The sequence below is a fragment of the Akkermansiaceae bacterium genome (genome assembly GCA_019634595.1).
GTDB lineage: Bacteria > Verrucomicrobiota > Verrucomicrobiia > Verrucomicrobiales > Akkermansiaceae > Luteolibacter.
In genome coordinates this window covers 368,429-386,735 of sequence record JAHCBC010000004.1, presented here as the reverse complement: position 1 = coordinate 386,735, position 18,307 = coordinate 368,429, and the positions used below count along the sequence as shown (strand labels likewise).

Here is an 18,307-nt window from a genome sequence, read left to right as displayed (position 1 = left end):
GTTCTTTTAGGGGGGGTCAGAGAGCTTGGTGGAAGGTATCTTTCTCCGAAAGGGAAAGAACGAAGCCGGTGAGCAACGCAATGGTGTTGGCGATGTCCTCCATGTCCGCCGTCTCCACCACGGAGTGCATGCAGCGAAGCGGCAGGGAGACGAGGGCGCTGGGGATGCCCTCGCGGCTATGGAAGATCTTGTCCGTGTCCGTGCCGGTGAAGCGGCTGCTGGCCTCGTGCTGGACGGGGATGTGTTTCGACTCCGCCGTTTCGATCAGACGTTTCACCACATGCGGGTGGTTCGAGGTGCCGTGGGTGAGGGATGGGCCGTGACCGAGCTTCACGTGGCCGTGTTTGGTATGGTCGATTCCCGGGGTGTCGGTCGCGTGGGTCACGTCCAGGCAGACGCAGGCGTCCGGCTTCAGGCGGTAGCTGGCCATCATTGCGCCATGACCGCCGATCTCCTCCTGCACGGCATTCAGGCAGAGCAGGGTGAAGGCGGGCTTCTTCTTCCCGGCTGCGATCTTTTTCATCACCTGGGCGATGATGTAGCCGCCGATGCGGTTATCCAGTGCACGGCTGACCAAGCGCTTCTCCGTCATCTGCATCGGCTCATCCTGATAGACGGCCGGGTGGCCGGGACGGATGCCCAGCGCGGCGACTTCCAGCGGGCTGCACGCTCCCACATCCACCCACAGGTCATGGACGAGAGGCGCTTTTTCATGGCCCGCGTCATCACGACGGAGGTGGATGGCGGTGTTGCCGATGATGGCGGGCACCGGACCCTTGTCGCCCAGGATATTCAGGCGGCGTCCCCGTGCGGTGGCCGCGTCAGATCCTCCGACGCGGTCGATCCGCAGGAAACCCCGCTCGTCGATGTGTTTCACCATGTAGCCGATCTCATCGGCATGGGCCTCCAGCATGATGATCTTCTTTGATTTGCCTGGCAGTGTCGCCCAGGTGGAGCCGTAGGCGTCGCACTCCACGGAGGCCGCGTGTTTCCGGATGTAGGAGGCCCAGACCCTCTGCCCCGGCATCTCGAATCCTGTGGGGCTGGGGGTGGAAAGAAGGGTGAAGAGGAAATCCTTGTCGTCTTTGGTCACGGCAACATTCCAAGCAACTCAGAGGCGGCTGGCAAGGGCGGGGTGAGAGCTTCACCCGTATGTTTTCACATGGCGCTGCGACCGCTGCCTTGCGCGATCGCAAACGGTCTCCGTGTGGTTCACGGATCGAGCAAAGAAATGGGAATATGTTTGGAGAAGTGTCTGAAATCCGGATCGGTGGTCAGGATCTGGAAGTTCCGCCGTGTTGCGTAGGCACATATCAGGTAGTCGATGGAACTTCCCTGGATCCCCGCAGCCATGCAGGCATTGAAGTGACCGGCCGCCGCTTCATGATCTTCGATTTCGACCGGCGCTTCCGGGAAGGATCGCAGCTGGGAGCGCAAGTGCTCAAACTGCTCCGGATGCCGGATACCGGAGAGAAGTTCCTGGCGGATTGCCCCCAGCAGGACGACCCTCCCGTCCTGGATGAGATCTTTGAGCAGGCCTACATGGGCGGACTCCATGACAACCTTGCGCCGAAGCGCCAGTGACCAAACCGAAGTGTCGACGATCACCCTCATTTGCGGACCCTTGCGGCTTTGTAATCGTGGTTTTCGTCGTAATCGATCTGCCCGAAGAGGTTAAGGATCTCCAACTGCTTCCTCCGCTGCACGTATTCACGCAGGGCATCTTCGATAGTTGCCCGTTTAGAGGGGTGCTTGCCAAGTTTCTGGGCCTCGGAGATCAGCTTCTCATCGAGCTGGATGTTGGTTGCCATGTGCGACATATTGCACAATTTATTGTGCGTGACAAACATTCTCGCTGCAAACTCCCGGAAGGATACGGGAACCTGTGGTGGGGGGATGATCCCGCTTGATTTGTTAAGGTGTCCGAAATAATCTCGTGGCCCCCGTTGTCCATGGCAAAGCCCCGCACCAAAGCCCGCTCCTCCACCGCGTCCCGGTCCAACCAGCGACGCAGGGGACCGGCATTCCTGGTGGCTCTGCAGGACGTGAACCGGCGCGCCCACGAGCATGCCAACCAGCGCAGCGGGCGGCGGGGGATGAAATCCGTTCGGGCGGCGATTGCCGGCAGTGCGCCGCTGGAGGAGGATTTCCAACCCGGCGTGGCCAGGCGGACGTTGCGGTGGATCGCTGCCATCGCCCTGCTGCCACCGTGCTGGGTGACGGCCTGGACCTTTCTCCAGCAGTTTTCCACGCTGACGATGGAGCATGATTTCTGGAGGAACGCGGAGTTCTTCTACTTCGCGCTCGGTGTGGTTTCCATGATCGGGTGGTTCTGGTCGCGGCTTTTCCAGCCGTTTTTCCTCTACCTTTACGTGCTGGGACATGAACTGACCCATGCGGCGTTCGTCTATCTTTTCCGGGGAAAGGTCACCGGCTTCCACGTGAGCACCTCGGGCGGCTACATCACCACGAACAAAACCAACCTGGTCATCGCGCTGTCCCCGTATTTCGTGCCGCTGTGGTCGGTGGTGGCGGCGGTTGTTTTCGTATTGCTGCGGCTGTTCTTCGACCTGACGCGGCCATGGGATCTCTCCTTTTATGGGGTGATGGGGCTGACATGGACCTTCCACATCGTCTGGACCCTGTGGATGATCCCGCGCGACCAGCCGGACCTGAAGGAGAACGGCACGTTCCTTTCCCTGGTGGTGATTTTTTTCGGAAACCTGCTGGTGCTGGTGGGGCTGATGTGTGTGGCATCCGCCGCACCATGGGAGAGCTTCAAGGGCTTCGGGCGGGAATGGCTGCGGCATGCCGCCGTGTGGGGGGATGTGATGGTGAGGGCGGTCGAGGGCCTGCTGCAGGAGTTGCGGACCTACGGAAAATTCTGAGCGGGCTTGGCTTGAAAAGATCGCCCGTGGATGGAAGCTGCGGGGGTGATCTATCTGGACGCCAACGCGACGACGCCACTTCTGCCGGAGGTGCTGGACGCGATGCTGCCGTGGCTGCGCGATGGTTTCCCGAATCCATCCGGCGCGTATGCAGGGGCGAAACAGGCCCGGAAGGCCATTGATCTGGCCCGTGGACAGGTGGCGGATCTGCTGGGTGCGGATGCGGAGGAGATCGTCTTCACCGGCGGTGGGACGGAGAGTGTGAACACCGCACTATGGTCCCTGCACCGGCTGACCGGGGAGGGGGCGGTGGTTGTTTCAGCCATCGAACACAGCGCGGTGCTGAGATTCGTTGAAACGCTGGCTCGTGAGGTGAGGCTGGCACCGGTGGATGCCGGAGGCCGGGTGATCCCGGAGAAATTTTCCGCGCTGCTGGATGGTGCCGCTTTCGCCTCCGTGATGGCGGCGAACAACGAAACGGGCGTGATCCAGCCGCTCGCCGGATTGGTGCGGTTGGCCAAGGAAAAAGGGGTGCCATTCCACTCGGATGCCATCCAGGCTGCTGGCAAGACCGGGCCGGGATTGGCCGCCATGGGGGCGGACATGCTTTCCATCTCCGCGCACAAATTCCACGGTCCGAAGGGCGTCGGTGCGCTATGGATCAGGAAAGGCCTGAGATTCACCCCCCTGCTGTCCGGTGGAGGACAGGAAGCGGGCAGACGCAGCGGAACGGAGAATGTCCCGGGGATCGTGGGCATGGGAGCTGCCGCCGTGGCGATGAAACGGGCTGCGGAAGACGGGACTTTGGGGCGGGTGGAAGAAATCCGCGATGCTTTCGAAGCAAAGGTTCTGGAAGAGATCCACGGCGTGACACCCAACGGTACGCGGGAGCATCGCCTGCCGAACACGTGTCACCTTTCCTTCGATGGCTGCGAGGCGGCGGGGTTGCTCATTCTGCTGGATGACGCGGGTGTGGCCTGTTCGGCCGGTTCCGCCTGCATGACCGGCAAGCAAAAGCCATCCCATGTCCAACTGGCGATGGGCATCCCCGAAGAACTCGCGAAAAGCAGTCTCCGCATCAGTTTTTCCCTCCTCAATACCATGGAGGAGGCGATGGCGGCTGCCACAGCTCTCAAGAAGGCCGTGGAGAAACTCCGGCGTGTCCAAGGGCTGGGAGTGGGGCCAGTGCAGGTCTACACGCCTTGAGGCGCGGTCACCCGCCGAACTTGAAAATGAGGAAGGCGATGAAGGCGGCGATGAGTCCCGCGGCGATCCAGAGGGCCGTCTTCTCGCTCTGCTTCATCTGCTTCTTTGGCTTCGCGGGGACCGGCACGTAGGCGGCCGGACGGGTGCCGGGGCCGGCGGCGGTCGGAGCGGCGCGGACAGTAGGGGCGGCGGCGGTGGCCTGTGGGGCGGAACCCCCGCGGACCGTTGGGGCGGTCGGTGTGACTTTTGCCGCGGTGGCGGCAGGCCGGGCTGCGGGAGCGGTCGGGGTCACCTTGGCAGGCGTGGCGGCAGGCCGGGATGCAGGAGCGGTGGGCGTCACCTTGGCAGGGGATGCCATGCGGGACGTTGGGGCGGCGGAGGCTTTCTTCACCTCCACCATGGAGGTCGTGGGCCGCGGCGGCAGGGTGGTGTCCGGTGCCGGAACCAAGCTGTCACCGACAAAAACGGAAGACGTGTGGACGCTCGGCTTGAAACCTTCCGGAGGCGTCAGCGTCCGTGGCGCGCTCTGGGTCTTGGCGACGGGTGTGCTGTTTTTGACCGGCCCCGTGGGGATCTGTTTCGCGGCGGGGGCACCCGGACGTTTCACGCCCGGAGCCTGTGGGCCTGGTGGCTTTTCCTTCGGCGGAGGAGGCGGAGGGGCGCTCTCATTCTGGAGGAAGACGTGCAGGGAACGGCGGGCGTCCTGCGGACGGTCATCCGGCAGGCGGTTCATCTGCCACATCACCCAGTCGCACAGCCAGATGGGAAGGTCGGGCCGGAGTTCCGAAAGAGGCACCACCGTGTGGTGGAGGTGGGCGGTCATCACATCCAGGCCGCTTTCCCCGTTGAAAGGATACTCGCCGGTCAGCGCGTGATAATACACACACCCCATCGCATACATGTCCACCCGGCGGTCCAGCGGCGCGCGCTCGAACTGCTCCGGTGCCATGAAGAAGATGGACCCCATCACGGAGTCGTTTTGGTCGATCTCCTGGCGGGTGGGGGCGGGCATCAGCTTCGCCAGGCCGAAGTCCACGATCTTCACCTGGAACTTTCCGGAAGGCAGCCAGTTGAGCATCAGGTTGCCCGGCTTGATGTCCCGGTGGACCAGCTCCAGTTCCTGCGCGGCGATCAGGCCTTCCTGCGTCTGCTTCGCCAGTTCCTTGAAATCCTCGAAGGTGAGGGGGGCGCCCTCGACCAGCTCATCCAGTGTCTTGCCGGTGATGAGTTCCATCACCACATAGGGGCCGTCCGCATCCTGATCCACATCATACACGGTGACAATGTTGGGATGCTGGAGGGAGGCCAGGGAACCGGCTTCTTTCTGGAGCTGCTGGGTGGCCTCCTTCTGTAATCCGGGATCTCCGTCAGCCGAAATTCTCTTGATGGCGACTTCCCGGTTCATCCGGGTGTCATAGCCCCGATAGACCGAACCGAGACCTCCTTGGCCGAGTTTTCCGCGGATTTGGTAGCGTTCTTGCATGAATCAGGAAGACATCCGCTCAAGCCGCTCTCCACCGGAGGCCGCGTTCACGGGGAAATGGCCCCCGCGTCTTTCGCGTCGGGGATTTCCGGGTTTCAATGTGGGTTTCCGTGGCGGTTGCCATCGTTCCCCAAGGTTAGGAAGCGTGGGGGAAATTTCAACCATTCATCTTGTAAAAACCACCACCGCTTCCCGCTTGCCCGGCACCCGGTATCATGCTTGCCTCCCCGCCTCATGAAAATTCTCGTCGCCTACTCCGGTGGTCTCGATACCTCCGTCCTGCTCAAGTGGCTCAAGGAAAAGTACTCCGCTGAGATCATCGCTTATTGTGCGGATGTCGGCCAGGCGGATGAACTGGACGGCCTGGAGGAGAAGGCGCTCAGCACCGGCGCGTCGAAATATTTCCTCGGCGACCTGAAGGAGGAGTTCGCCGCCGACTACATTTTCCCGATGATCCAGGCGAACGCGATCTATGAGGGCCGCTACCTGCTGGGCACCTCCATCGCCCGCCCGTGCATCACAAAGGGCATGCTGGACGTCGCCATCGCGGAAGGTGCGGACGCCATCGCCCACGGTGCCACCGGAAAGGGCAACGACCAGGTCCGCTTCGAGCTTTCCGCCGCTTCACTGGCCCCGCAGATCAAGTGCATCGCCCCATGGCGCGACGCCTCCTTCCGCAAGGAGTTCCCGGGCCGTGCCGAGATGATCGCCTATGCCGAGGCGAACAACATCCCGATCAAGGCCTCCATGAAGAAGCCTTACTCGATGGACCGGAACCTCCTCCACATCTCGTTCGAGGCGGGGATGCTCGAGGATCCATGGTATGACGGCACCACCGCCGCTGACCGTGAGATGTATGTTCTCTCCACCTCTCCGGAAGACGCTCCTGACAAGGCGGAGTATGTCCAGATCCTCTTCGACAAGGGTAACGCCATCGGCCTCCAGGCGGACGGCCTCGCGGAGATCATCTCCAACCTGGGCGACTTCAAGGTGCTGGGCGAAAAGGACGGCTACACCCTCCTGACCCCGTATGGCATCATGCGCGTGCTCAACTTCCTTGGGGGCAAGCACGGCGTCGGCCGCGTGGACATCGTCGAGAACCGCTTCGTCGGCATGAAGTCCCGGGGCATCTATGAAACCCCCGGCGGCACCATCCTGCTCGCCGCCCACCGCGACCTCGAGACCCTCGTCGTGGACCGTGAGGCGATGCACATCCGTGACTCCCTCATTCCGAAGTACGCCCAGCTCGTCTATAACGGCTTTTGGTTCGCACCGGAGCGCGAGGCGATCCAGGCCTTGGTCACCTACACCCAGCAGACCGTCTCCGGCGAGGTGCGTGTGAAGCTCTACAAGGGCAACGTCATGAACGCCGGCCGGAAGTCCCCGCACAGCCTCTACTCCGAAGCCGTCGCCACCATGGAAGGCGGTCAGGAAGCGGCCTACAACCAGGACGACGCCACCGGCTTCATCGCCCTCAACGCCCTGCGCCTCAAGGCCAGCGCGCGCCAGGCGAAGTGAGTTGATCGTTTGATTTCAAAAAGGCGCCATCCGCGAGGGTGGTGCCTTTTTTCATCACGACGGCATGCCAGATCAGTGTCGAAGGTGGAGTTGACCGGGAATGATGTGGAGATTATGATCCACCCATGGCCGCCGACAACGAGAACAGGAAGGCACCGCCAAAAAGCGAAACATGGGGGATTTCCTCGAAACGTTCCAAGAGCGATTATCCAACCTTTGTGAAAGCGACGGTGGAGGCGATGAACCTCGGTCCGGAGGCTGGGAAGAAAGCCATACCGAACAGATCTGTGCTATCGCTGACTCGCTCGGCATCCTCGAGCGGCCGGATTACACCTTCCAGGAACTGATCTCCCAGAGCGGAATCTTTCTTGGTACGGAGCATGTCGTCGAGCTTGATACGGTTGATTCGAGAGTCTCGAAGATCACGCGGCCACCTGCGTTCGGATTGTATCCGACGCTCGTTGAAAGACAGGGGCTTCCGTTGCCCTCAGGCAGGCTGATCGAAACGCAGCGTCAAATTGAATTGGTAGGGAGTTCGCTCTCCAAATACCTCCTGCGATGGGCTTACTCGAACCAGGTGTTTGGAGATGATGTGAGGTTGTCTTCACTGATCAGATGGGCGGACGGGGCACTTTCCGTTGGAATCACCCAACCTCAGTACCACGGCAGGAAGGCATCCGAATCCGAGATCATGGAATTCTTCGTCAGGAAAGGTTGGAGGGATGTGACAAGGAGGGCGGTCCGAGCGGCGTTCTACCAGCCGGATTTCAATCTCGTCGCGGTGGATGCGGAGCCGCGGAACTGTTTTATCAACACGGAGGGTTTGTTTCCGTTCGATGTGGTTCTGGCTGATGCGGGTCCCGATTTATTGGAGATAATCTTGAAAAGGTAGTTTCTGGAGAATCCGGAGCTTCGGCGATTGCTTGAGTGGATGTGATTTCCCGCCAACCTCTGGTTGTCACGGCCCGGGAAATCCCGTTGAATGCCGCCCCCCGTTGACCCGCCATGCCCGAACACCTTTCCACCGCCCTTTTCCGCGAAACGCGGGGGGCTGGATTTTTCCGGGTGCTGGCGGGGAAAAACGCGCCGTTCTACGTGGATGTGCTGGACGCCCTGGAGGTGGAGACCTCGGACCGTTCGGACGGCATCGGCCGGGAGGAAGCGGTGGCGTTGATCGTGGAAACGCTGGAACGCCATCCCAACATCGAGTTTGAGGACGAAGAGGGCGAGATGCCGGCCGATCTGCGGGAGAAGGCGCGTGCGTTGCTTGAGTATCTTCTGAAATGCCATTGGCTGGAGGAACCACCGCGGCGTGACTGGCGGCGGAAGATCCACTTCGACGCCCACGGTGCCACCATCCTGACCGCCCTGCGGAAAGTGGCTTGGCCGGATGCGGCGGTGTTCACCGACAAGCTGACCGGCGTTTGCGCGATGCTGGCGGACGAGGTGGAGCTGGCGGAGCGGCCATGGCAGACCATCGAGAACTGCCTTTCCAGCGTGCGCGAGGGACTGAACGAACTTCGCTCGATGCAGAAGTCCGTCCAGCGTTTCACCCGCAAGCAGCTTGAGGAAGAGACGCTGCGCGGAAACCTCGGCGTCGTTTTCGATGACTATTCGGAACAGATTTCCCGTTCCTGCTATGCGGCGCTCGTCAGGGCGCGTCTGCCCACGCGTTTGCCGGACACGGTGCGACGGATCGCGGAGAGGCTGGGGGATGATCCGCCGTCGCTGGCGGACATGCAGATCGAGGTCCTGAAACGGGATCCCAGACTCACGGCTGAAAGCGCGCGGGCAAAGGTCGCCGGAGAGCTGGAGGAGCTGATCGGGATGCTGGAGCGCGTGTTGCCGATGGCGGATGAAATCGACCGTCGCACGGCGGATTTCACCCGCCGGTCGCTCGCACGTTTCCGCTACCTGCAGGATGTGACCGGTGAGCGGCGCACCGAGATCAAGAGCCTCTTCGAGGTCGCGAACCGCCTCATGGCGGGAAAGAAACTCCAGCGGGTGAACGCTTCCTTGCCGGATCTGCCGGACCTGTTGCTGCCAGCCGTGAAGCTGCCCGCCGGTTTGGATTCACTTTACTCTCCTCCGAACCGCCGGCCCCCGCTGGAGCAGGACGCATTTGAGGATGCCGTGTCGGACACCGACCGTGAGTCCGGCCTGCACGACATGCAGAGGACAATCCGCGAGTCGCTTTCCGTCGCGAGGGCGAACCGCTTCATCCAGGCACTGCCCGGCGGCAAGGGCGAACGGATCGAAAGCAACGATCTGGACCTGGGGGACGAGCTGAAGGCACCGGACCTTGTCGCGCTGCTGCTCCATGCCGAGGCCCCGGAGGCCCGCTACCGGCTGGAGGTCAGCCGTGTCACCGATGAATTTTCCAGCCCTCCCACCGATGAGCTCCACGGGGTGAGGGTAGAACATTTCGCCATCATCAAGAAATGAGCGCCGAAGAACCGAACGCTTTCGCCATCGACGCGGCTCCGACCTTGCTATCGCTCTCGGAGAGCGACCGCGAGCGGCTTGCCGAAGTCCTCCAGGAACTGCTCGCCGGAGGTTCGATCAACGGCCTGGAGGCGTCCCGCACCGCTCTCTACCACTGGGCGCGCCAGCATGATGACTGGGTGAAGGAAATCGCCTCGCTCAATGGCCTGGATGTCGCGGTGCACCATGAGGAACGCCTCATCCAGGCGGTGCCAAAGGTGGCATCCCTTCGGCTGCGGTTGACGCAGGATGCGACGCTGGTGTGGCTCGCCCTGTGGTATGCGGGCGACGTCAGGTGGCGTGACGAGGGCGCTGACCAGGCATTCCTTTCCGTCGCGGAACTCGGCGACCTGCTGCGCGACCAGTTGCTGCCGGACGTCACCGGACAGATTCCGAAAGGAAGGCTGCGGGAAATCCTGCGCCAGGCCGCGCGGCTGAACCTGATCAAGCTGACCGCCGCGGAAGCGTTCGAGGATACCGGGATCGAGGTGCTGCCCGCCATCCGCCGCGTCCTTCCATTCCGCGAGCTGGCCGCATGGCAGGAAACCGCCGCCCACTTCCGCAGTGATCCCGCGGACGAGGAGGGTGAAGAAGCCGCATTCCAGGAAGAGGAGGAACTTTCATGAGCCGGGCCATCCGACTGACAAAACTGCACGCGCTGAACTGGTATGGCTACCGGGACTCTCTGCCCGTGCGTGGGAATCTCGTGCTGGCCGGTGTGACCGGTTCCGGCAAGTCCATCCTCATGGATCTGCTGATGCTGGTCCTGGTGGGGCCGGAGAGAGCGCACCACCACTTCAACCGTTCCGCCACCGGCAACAAGAGCGACCGGACGATCAAGAGCTACTGCCTGCTCGACACGAAGCGCGAGGAGAACGGACAGCCGCAGTATTTCCACGACAAGGGCATCACCACCTACATCGCCGCGGAGTTCACCTGGCCGGATGTCAAGAGGGTCGAGACCTGGGGCCTCCGGTTCGAGTTCCGCTCCGCCGCCGAGAACGACGGCACCACCACGCCGTTCTTCTGCGAGGCGGCGCTGGAGAAGTCCGACTTCCTGACGGAGGCGGAGGATGGCAAGCCGAGGCCGAGCGCGCTGGGTGCGTTCAAGCGGATGATCGACTCAAAGGGCGGACGTCTGTTCTCCTCCCCGCGCGAATACCTGCGGGACATGTCGAACCCGCAGCACCTCAACTTCAACAAGGACGTGCTCCAGCGCCTGCTACCCAGCGCGATGTCCTTCACCAACCTCAAGAGCTTCGATGATTTCTGCCGCCAGTTCGTGCTGCCGGCGGAGGCCGTGCCGGTGGAGGATGTGGTTTCCTCTTTCCGCGACTTCCAGTCCTATGAAAGGGAACTGGCGTCGCTGAAGGCGCAGCTCGACCGGTTGGTGCGCATCCGCGACCTTTCAACCACCCTGCGCGAGGCGGAGCGGGATCAGGCGGTGGCCACCTATCTCGCGGCGGAGTTCGCCCACCTCCACGCTTCGACCGAGATGGAGCAGGCATCACGCCGTCTGGGGGATCTCAGAAAGGCGAACGAAAAGGATGAGGCACGGCTGGAGGAACTGGCGGAGTCGATCGAGGCCGGCAACCGCCGCCGTGAGTCCTTGTCCACGCTTCTCAACGAATCCTCCGACGGACGCCTCTACAAGAAACTGTCCGATGACATCGGCAAGCTGGAGCAGGAGATAGAAAAGCTCCGGGACATCGCCAGCCGCCTCGGCAACGGCCTGGGCAAGCGCATCAAGTCCGCGAAGTCGTGGATGGAGCAGGTAGCGAAGGCACCGCTGCATCCTTTCGTGGACACCACCCGTCTCGGAAGCGCCATCCGGTTCCTGGAGGACTGCGAGCGGGAACAGACCGCGTCGTCGTTGTCGTTGCTGGCGGAAGCCGCGAATGAAACCGTGAAGGGCATCCGCTCACGGTTCGAGCCGGAGCGTGAGGAACTGCGTGTCCTGCGGAACGAGAAGGCGGAACTGAAGGCACAGATCGACCTGTTGCAGCGCGGCGTTTCGCCGGGACCGCAGCCGCTGCTTTCAGCGTTGAAAGCACAGCTCCCCCTGCTGCCGGGGGAGGCACCGCCCCGCGCCCTGCGGGAGATCTGCGAGGTGACTGATGAGTCATGGCGGGCTGCCGCCGAAGTCGTGTTTGACGAGAAATTCGCCGTGCTTGTTTCCGGCGGGCACTATGAACAGGCAGCGGCGATCCTGGCCCAGCTCCCGGCTTCCGATCTTGCGGTCGGGGGCATGCAGCGACTCATCAGCGCTTCGGCCGGCAAGATGTCGAAGACGACGGTGAAGAAAGGCTCCCTCGCGGAGATGTTGTCCACGGAGGATGACGACGCCCGCGCCTGCATCGATTCCCTGTTCGGAGAGATGATCCGTGTTCCGCATGCTTCCCAACTGGACAAGCACGCGTCGTCGGTGACTCCGGATGGTCTTTACAAACGTGACGGCATGCTCGCCCGTCCGGTGCCCTACAACGGAACCCCGTTCATCGGTAAGGAAGGCCTGCGCCGCCAGCTTGAGATCAAGAATGCCCGGGTGGCGGAAATCGATGCCGCGCTGCGGAGGCTGGAGCCGTTGGAAAATGAGGTGGAACGCCTCATCCGTGAGCGGTCCGCCGCCGTGCCGGAACATGAGGATGTCATCCGTGAACTGATCCGCGTGGAAGACCTGCCGAAGAAGCAGGAGGAACATGACGAGCTGATGTCGCAGATCCAGGCGATCGCGACCGATGAGTTCGACCGCATCCATGAGGAGATCGAGGAGCTGGCGGAGCAGGTAAAAGGCTACCACGCGGAGAACACCGCCATCCTGAAAAAGGGGCGGATCCGCGAGATCCAGGACACGGAGAAGCTACTCAAGCAACTGGAGGAAACCGCCGCCCGCCGTGAGGATGACTTCGCCCGGGTCAAGCTGTCTGTGGATATCCACCGCCACCTTGATCGTTACACTACGTGGAAGAAGGAAGCCTCCGACTACACGCCAGCGCCGGATGTCCTCGCGAACGAGTTCCGGAAAGCAGCTGCAGCCGCGGAGGTGAAGACCACCGCGACCGTAGGCGATCTGAAAGTCGCGATGCTGGAGTTCAAGAAGACCTTCTCGCCGAAGTTCGATGACCTGCCGGAGGATGGCAGCGACACAGCTCCCTACGAAGCCCGGCTCGCCCAGATCCAGGATGCCAATATCCCGGAATACGAGAAGAAATCCGGCACCGAAAGGAAGCGCTGGGAAACGCTGTTCCGCACCCAGGTGCTGAGCCGCATGCAGCAGGCGCTGAAGAACGTGGAGAATATCATTGCCATGCTCAACAGCCAGCTCAAGCGGCCCATCGGGCATGACCGCTACCGGATCGAGCGCAGGCCGAATCCGGAGTACAAGATCTACCGCGACCTCATCGACATGAACGCGGTCCACCATGAGGACGAGCTGTTCTTCTCCCAGATGGGCGGCGAGCTGCAGGACGCGCTCCAGAATTTCCTCCGCCTGCTGGTCCAGAGCGCGAACAGCCCGGAAGCGGCGCGGCTTCTCGACTACCGCCAGTATTTCGACTACAAGCTGTTCGTCTCCGACATCCGCGATCCCGAGCGTCCGCCCATCGATGTGGACAAGCAGGGCGGCAAGATGAGCGGTGGTGAGAACCAGAGTCCGTATTTCGTGGCCATCCTCGCCAGCTACCTCCACGCCTACAACCGCCATGAGAGCAGGCGGAAAGACCCATCGCTGGCGCTGGTGCCCATCGACGAGGCCTTCTCCAAACTCTCCGGCGAGCGCATCCAGAACTGCATCGAGGCCATGAGCGAGCTGGATCTGCAGGGCATGTTCTCCATGTCGAGCGGCAACATCCCCTACGCGTTCAGCCAGTGTGACGAGCTGATCGTCATCTCCCGGAAGGACGAGCGGCGGGGCTCGCGGATCGGCGTGCGTAACGTGCCGGTGATCCTTTATCGGGACTCCCCGGAAGGGAGGAAGTGGATCTCGGACAGCGACCAGCAGGGCACGGAAACATGAACCACACTCTCAGGGCGTTCGCGGAAATCTACCTCCGTTCCTCTGCTGCGAAGCGGGGAGGGAAGAGGGACTACACGATCGACTGGGAGAAGTTCCTCCGTCTTGCGGGAGTGCATGATGGGGATGAACGGGAGATCGCCGTGAATGACCTCCACACTGCGGAAAGGCGATCGGGTGGGATGCTGGTCATCGAGAGGGACCGGCTGCGTCATGAGAAATTCCTGAAGCTGAAACTTGATGGGGGAGAGAAATGGTTGTTCGAAGTGACCGGGTGCTCCTCTCCATCGGATGAGCGCGACCGATTGGCGGAGTTTTTCCGTGAGGCTTCGGAAGCCACCGTTCCGGACATTTATCAGGATGGCTGGCTGTCGTGGTGTGGCGGGCTGGCCGCATGCGCTTCCGCAGGAGATGCCCTCTCACCGTTCAAGCGGGATGATCCTGCGGGGAATGTGCGATTCCTCGACACCCTTGCGGCTGTCCTGAACTGGCGGGAAGAATCTCTGCTCCAGCGTGCCAGCTCGCGGATCACCGGCGACTCGAAGCAACTGGGCCGTTGGCGTGCGAAGCTGGAAACTTCTTTGGAGGCGATCACTTCGGGAGAGAAGACTTCCCTCGCTGACTTCGGCATCGTGGATGCACCCCGTTCCGCGTGGGTCCACGGACCACTGGAACTGGAGTTCGCGGATGGTAAGATCGACGTTGGTCTGCTGGCCGCACCCTGCGCGCTATCCGCCATCGATCTTGAGGCCGCATCATCCATCCGGTGCCGGACGCGAACCTGCGTGACGGTGGAGAATGAATGCGTGTTCCATGAACTCGCTGCGGCGAAGACCGGCGTGCTGCTGATCCATACCAGCTTTCCCGGAGCTGCAACCCGGCTCCTGCTCCAACGGCTGCCTGATGAGGTGGAGTTCCATCACTTCGGCGACAGTGATCCGGCGGGCTTCGCTATCCTGCATGATCTCTGTGAGAGAACCGGCCGGACGTTCAGGCCGTTGATGATGCGGTTCAGGGACGACAGGGACAGCCAACCGCTGACGGATGGCGAGCGGAAGGTCATCGTCCGCCTGCTTACCTCAACGCACCTTCCACAGGAGAGTCTCGCCGACCTCCGGAGCATGCTTGCCGCGGGCGTGAAAGGGGAGTTCGAGCAGGAGTCACTGCCGATGCAAGCGGTCCTGGATGAAATCCGGGCGATCTGCCGTGATTGACCACGGTGCCATTCACAGACCCTCGCCCACCAGCCGGAGCTGGGTGCAGAGCCACATCGGGCCGCCGTCCACTTCGTAGTTCAGATCCGCGTAGTAAGCCATGTAGCCGCTTTCCGGCTTCGCCACGGTGGCGGTGATGGATTTGCCATCGCCGGTTTCGAGCGGCTGCGATTCCCAGCGGGCCTTGCGGAAATCCTTGGTGTCGGACTTCGCGATCCACAGGCGGGCTTCCTTTGCCGGTTGGTCGGCGGTGACGTGGAGGCTGAGCTTGCCGTCGGTCGCTTCGCCATGTTTCCAGCCGATCTTCGGGAGGGCGGTGCCGGTGAACTGGGCGCGGACGAAGGCGGTGATGTTGTCCAGCGCTCGGATGGGCAGTGGCTGGCGCACGCCCGCAGCGTCCACTTCCATCAGGTTGTGGCCGGCGTTCGGGGTGTAGGAGATGTATTTCTCACCGGGGGTTTCATCCCAGTAGAGATTGAGCGCGTCCGGACTCCAGTAGGGGTCGTTGTTGCCGAGCAGGATCAGCTTCGGCATGGTGTATTTCGCCCGGTAGGTGTAGGGATCGACGATGCTCCACAGCCGTTTGGCGGCGGCGGTATCACCCAGCGGGATGAGGCCGCGCTTCGTGTAGGGGGAGATCTGGTCGCTCGGCTTGCCGAAGCGGTCCACCTGCAGCGGAAGCTGGGCGGGGATGTTCAGCATGTCGATGACCATCGGTGCGATGGCGATGACCCGTGGGTCCGATGCGGCGGTGAGCCAGGTGGTCCAGCCGCGCTTCGAGGCACCGGTGATGAGGAATTTGTCCGTTTTCACGCCCCATTCCTGGCCGGTGAACTCGCCCACGGCATCCATCGCCTTCACCACCGTCTTCACCATCGGGAACAGCAGCGGCCAGGTGGCGTCCTGCGTATCCAGGTAGCGAATGAAAGTTTCCGCGATGAGATCGTCCTCGCGCTTGCCATCGTAAAGCGGCTGCTTCGGCACGCCGAGCACGATGGCCACCGGGGCCTTCATCTTGTTGGCGAGGAAAGCGCCATACATCGCCTTGTCCGGCTTGAAGCTGCCACCCTCGTTCAGCAGCACCATTTTCCCTTCGGAGGTGACATTCTTCGGCTTGAAGATGACGAGATCATGCTCCCACGGGATGTCCTGCCAGACCTGGGACTTCAGGTTGAGGTGCCAATAGTCGCACTCGCCGAATTCGCTCTTGGTGACCAATTTCCAGCCGCTGTCAGGTTCCGCCCTGGCCACGTAGGTGGAGAGTTCCTGCGGCAGCGCGGCTTCCTTTGCGGAGACCAGCGGAGAGGCGAACGGGATGAGACAGGCGAGGGACAGCAGCAGGGGAGAGGACCATTTCATGGGATGACGGATGGGTGATATGGATGGAAAATCGGAAACGGGTCCGGAAATGTTACAGCCCGGGCCGGAAAAATTCCGGAAACTCAGTGTGAATGGTCCGACGGGGCCTTTTTACCACAACCGCAGCTATGGCCGCAGTTCCCGCCCTTCGCCTTCGGCTTTGCCAACCGGACGAGGAAGATGGTGAGGGTGGTCGCCACGATCACGAGCGCGGCGACGGTCTGCCATTCGAGTTGCATCATTCAGAAACCCATCAGCCTTCCTGCCTGGAATACAAGCAAAGATGCCACATAGGCGAAGCCGGACATGAAAAAGAACTGTCCGACAGCCCATTTCAGCGATCCGGACTCCCGCGCCACCACCGCGCTGGTGGGCAGGCACTGGAGCGCATAGATGAAGAACACCAGCAGCGACACCGCGGTGAGCGGGGTGAAAAGCGCACGCCCATCCGGCCATGTCGCGGCGGCCACCTTGTCCCGGATCAGGTTCGTCGTCGCATCGTCGTCCTCCGCCTCCTCCGCGTGGAAGAGGATGCCGAGCGTGCTGTTGAAGACCTCACGCGCGGCGAAGGAGGTCAGGATGGCGGTACCCACCCGGCCATCGAAGCCCAGCGGCTTCACGACCGGCTCGATCACATCGCCGATCCTGCCCATGGCGCTGTATTCCATCAGCTCCGCGGCGTCCTCGGTGCCTTCCTTTTTCGGATAGGTCTGGAGCGCCCAGAGCAGGATGCAGAGACCCAGGATGATGGTGCCCGCACGGGCGACAAAGGCCCATCCGCGGTCGAACACGTGGCGCAGGATGTAGGACCACTGCGGCAGGCGATAGGGTGGCAGTTCCAGCAGGAAGTGGTTCGTCGTCTTGTCAGGACCCAGGCGGCCGCGGACCACGCGGGCCACGATGAAAGCGGTGATGACACCCACCGAATACACCGCGAAAAGGATCAGCGCCTGCTGCCAGGCGGGTGCTGTCTTGGAAAGCACCAGCGGGATCAGAAGGAAATAGACGGGAATGCGCGCGGAGCAACTCATCCATGGCGCGACGAAGATCGCCACCAGCCGTTCCTTCGGGGAATCGATGGTGCGGGTGGCCATGACGCCTGGAATGGCGCATGCGAAGGAGCTGAACAGCGGCAGGAAGGACTTCCCGCTGAGTCCGGCGATCGACATCACCCCGTCCATCATGTAGGCGGCGCGCGCCATGTAGCCGGAGCTTTCCAGCAGACCGATGAACAGGAATAGCAGGACGATCTGCGGCAGGAAGACGAGCGTGCCGCTCAGACCCGCGATGACACCATCAACGATGAGGGATTTCAGATCGCCGTCCGGCATCTTTCCGCCCACCCATTCGCCGAGGCTGCCGAACAGGCCTTCGATGAAATCCATCGGCACCGACGCCCAGGAGAAGATCGTCCAGAAGATGGCGAACATGATCGCGGCGAATGCCACCCAGCCGAAGAAGGGATGGAGGAGAAAACGATCCAGCTTGTCGGAGAAGGTCTGCTGGTGGGCGTCAGGACGGCGCGCGGCGATCTCGCAGACGCGGTCGGTGAATTTTTTCCGGCTGACGTCCGTGTCGTCGTTGCCATGGAGCCACGGCGTCGGTGCTGGCGGAGGGAAGGGGGCGCGGAAGGTCTGCTTCAGGTCGATGATGCCTTTCTTCGCATTCGCCTGCATGGGGACGACAGGCACCCGCAGCTCTTCGGACATCTTCACCGGGTCCAACCGTAGGCCGGATCTCTCCGCCACATCCACCATGTTCAGCGCCACCACCACCGGGTGGCCTTGCTCGATGATCTGCAGGACGAAGGGGAGCTGGCGTTCCAACGCGGAGGCATCCACCACGCACACCACCAGGTCCGGAGTCTTCTCACCGGAGAGATTGCCGGACAGTGCGTCGATGGCGACCTGCTCGTCCGGAGACGCGGCCCGCAGCGAGTAGCAACCGGGAAGGTCGAGCACCGTGACCTTTTTCCCGTGTGGGGTGAAGGTCTCACCGCGCTTCACGGAGACGGTCACCCCCGCGTAGTTGCCCACATGCTGGTTCGTGCCGGTCAGGGCGTTGAACAACGTCGTCTTGCCGACATTGGGATTTCCGACAAGGGCGATGAGTGCGGGAGATTCGGGATCAGACGACGACATGG

The 18,307-nt window shown here is 62.1% G+C and carries 15 protein-coding genes; 8 read left to right on the top strand and 7 right to left on the bottom strand.

Annotated elements, in window-relative coordinates:
• Positions 1-16: 16 nt before the first annotated feature.
• From KF712_16805 to KF712_16795, 3 genes are all read right to left on the bottom strand, one after another.
• Positions 17-1,027, bottom strand: a complete 1,011-nt coding sequence (locus KF712_16805; protein MBX3742648.1) for a M20/M25/M40 family metallo-hydrolase — start codon at positions 1,025-1,027, stop codon at positions 17-19.
• A 185-nt stretch (positions 1,028-1,212) separates the two neighbouring features.
• Positions 1,213-1,614 carry a PIN domain-containing protein gene (locus KF712_16800; GenBank protein ID MBX3742647.1) on the bottom strand — a complete coding sequence of 134 codons (402 nt, stop codon included), beginning with the start codon at positions 1,612-1,614 and terminating at the stop codon, positions 1,213-1,215.
• Positions 1,611-1,811, bottom strand: coding sequence for a type II toxin-antitoxin system VapB family antitoxin (locus KF712_16795; protein MBX3742646.1), 201 nt, complete (start codon positions 1,809-1,811; stop codon positions 1,611-1,613). Before KF712_16795 ends, KF712_16800 begins: the two co-directional genes overlap by 4 nt.
• Positions 1,812-1,952: 141 nt before the next feature.
• Between KF712_16795 and KF712_16790 the strand changes: the two genes are divergently transcribed.
• Both KF712_16790 and KF712_16785 read left to right on the top strand, forming a co-directional pair.
• On the top strand, positions 1,953-2,888 hold the full coding sequence (locus tag KF712_16790) for a hypothetical protein (GenBank protein ID MBX3742645.1): 936 nt from the start codon (positions 1,953-1,955) through the stop codon (positions 2,886-2,888).
• Positions 2,889-2,918: 30 nt separating this feature from the next.
• Positions 2,919-4,094 carry a cysteine desulfurase gene (locus KF712_16785; protein MBX3742644.1) on the top strand — a complete coding sequence of 392 codons (1,176 nt, stop codon included), beginning with the start codon at positions 2,919-2,921 and terminating at the stop codon, positions 4,092-4,094.
• A 7-nt stretch (positions 4,095-4,101) separates the two neighbouring features.
• On the opposite strand, the gene KF712_16780 is transcribed toward KF712_16785, so the two are convergent.
• Positions 4,102-5,577, bottom strand: a complete 1,476-nt coding sequence (locus tag KF712_16780) for a protein kinase (GenBank protein MBX3742643.1) — start codon at positions 5,575-5,577, stop codon at positions 4,102-4,104.
• 234 nt (positions 5,578-5,811) lie between these two features.
• On the opposite strand from KF712_16780, the gene KF712_16775 reads away from it, so the two are divergent.
• The 6 genes from KF712_16775 (at position 5,812) to KF712_16750 (ending at position 14,805) form a co-directional block, all read left to right on the top strand.
• A complete protein-coding gene (locus KF712_16775) occupies positions 5,812-7,095 on the top strand; it encodes an argininosuccinate synthase (protein ID MBX3742642.1) in 1,284 nt (427 codons plus the stop codon).
• Positions 7,096-7,267: 172 nt separating this feature from the next.
• Positions 7,268-7,987, top strand: a complete 720-nt coding sequence (locus tag KF712_16770) for a hypothetical protein (GenBank protein MBX3742641.1) — start codon at positions 7,268-7,270, stop codon at positions 7,985-7,987.
• 113 nt (positions 7,988-8,100) lie between these two features.
• The gene (locus KF712_16765; protein ID MBX3742640.1) at positions 8,101-9,540 is read left to right on the top strand and encodes a hypothetical protein; all 1,440 of its coding nucleotides are present in this window, start codon (positions 8,101-8,103) and stop codon (positions 9,538-9,540) included.
• The gene (locus KF712_16760; GenBank protein MBX3742639.1) at positions 9,537-10,205 is read left to right on the top strand and encodes a DUF4194 domain-containing protein; all 669 of its coding nucleotides are present in this window, start codon (positions 9,537-9,539) and stop codon (positions 10,203-10,205) included. The genes KF712_16765 and KF712_16760 overlap by 4 nt, the downstream gene beginning before the upstream one ends.
• The gene (locus KF712_16755; GenBank protein MBX3742638.1) at positions 10,202-13,594 is read left to right on the top strand and encodes a hypothetical protein; all 3,393 of its coding nucleotides are present in this window, start codon (positions 10,202-10,204) and stop codon (positions 13,592-13,594) included. Before KF712_16760 ends, KF712_16755 begins: the two co-directional genes overlap by 4 nt.
• Complete coding sequence (locus KF712_16750) at positions 13,591-14,805, top strand: hypothetical protein (protein MBX3742637.1); 1,215 nt, start codon at positions 13,591-13,593, stop codon at positions 14,803-14,805. The genes KF712_16755 and KF712_16750 overlap by 4 nt, the downstream gene beginning before the upstream one ends.
• A gap of 12 nt (positions 14,806-14,817) precedes the next feature.
• Here the strand turns inward: KF712_16750 and KF712_16745 are convergent, their stop codons facing one another.
• The 3 genes from KF712_16745 to KF712_16735 all read right to left on the bottom strand — a co-directional run bounded on the left by KF712_16745 (position 14,818) and on the right by KF712_16735 (position 18,305).
• Entirely contained in the window at positions 14,818-16,164 is a 1,347-nt protein-coding gene (locus tag KF712_16745; protein ID MBX3742636.1) for a PhoPQ-activated pathogenicity-like protein PqaA type, read from the bottom strand.
• Between the two features lie 83 nt (positions 16,165-16,247).
• The gene (locus KF712_16740; GenBank protein ID MBX3742635.1) at positions 16,248-16,406 is read right to left on the bottom strand and encodes a hypothetical protein; all 159 of its coding nucleotides are present in this window, start codon (positions 16,404-16,406) and stop codon (positions 16,248-16,250) included.
• Positions 16,407-18,305, bottom strand: coding sequence for a ferrous iron transporter B (locus KF712_16735; protein ID MBX3742634.1), 1,899 nt, complete (start codon positions 18,303-18,305; stop codon positions 16,407-16,409).
• Between the last annotated feature and the right edge of the window lie 2 nt (positions 18,306-18,307).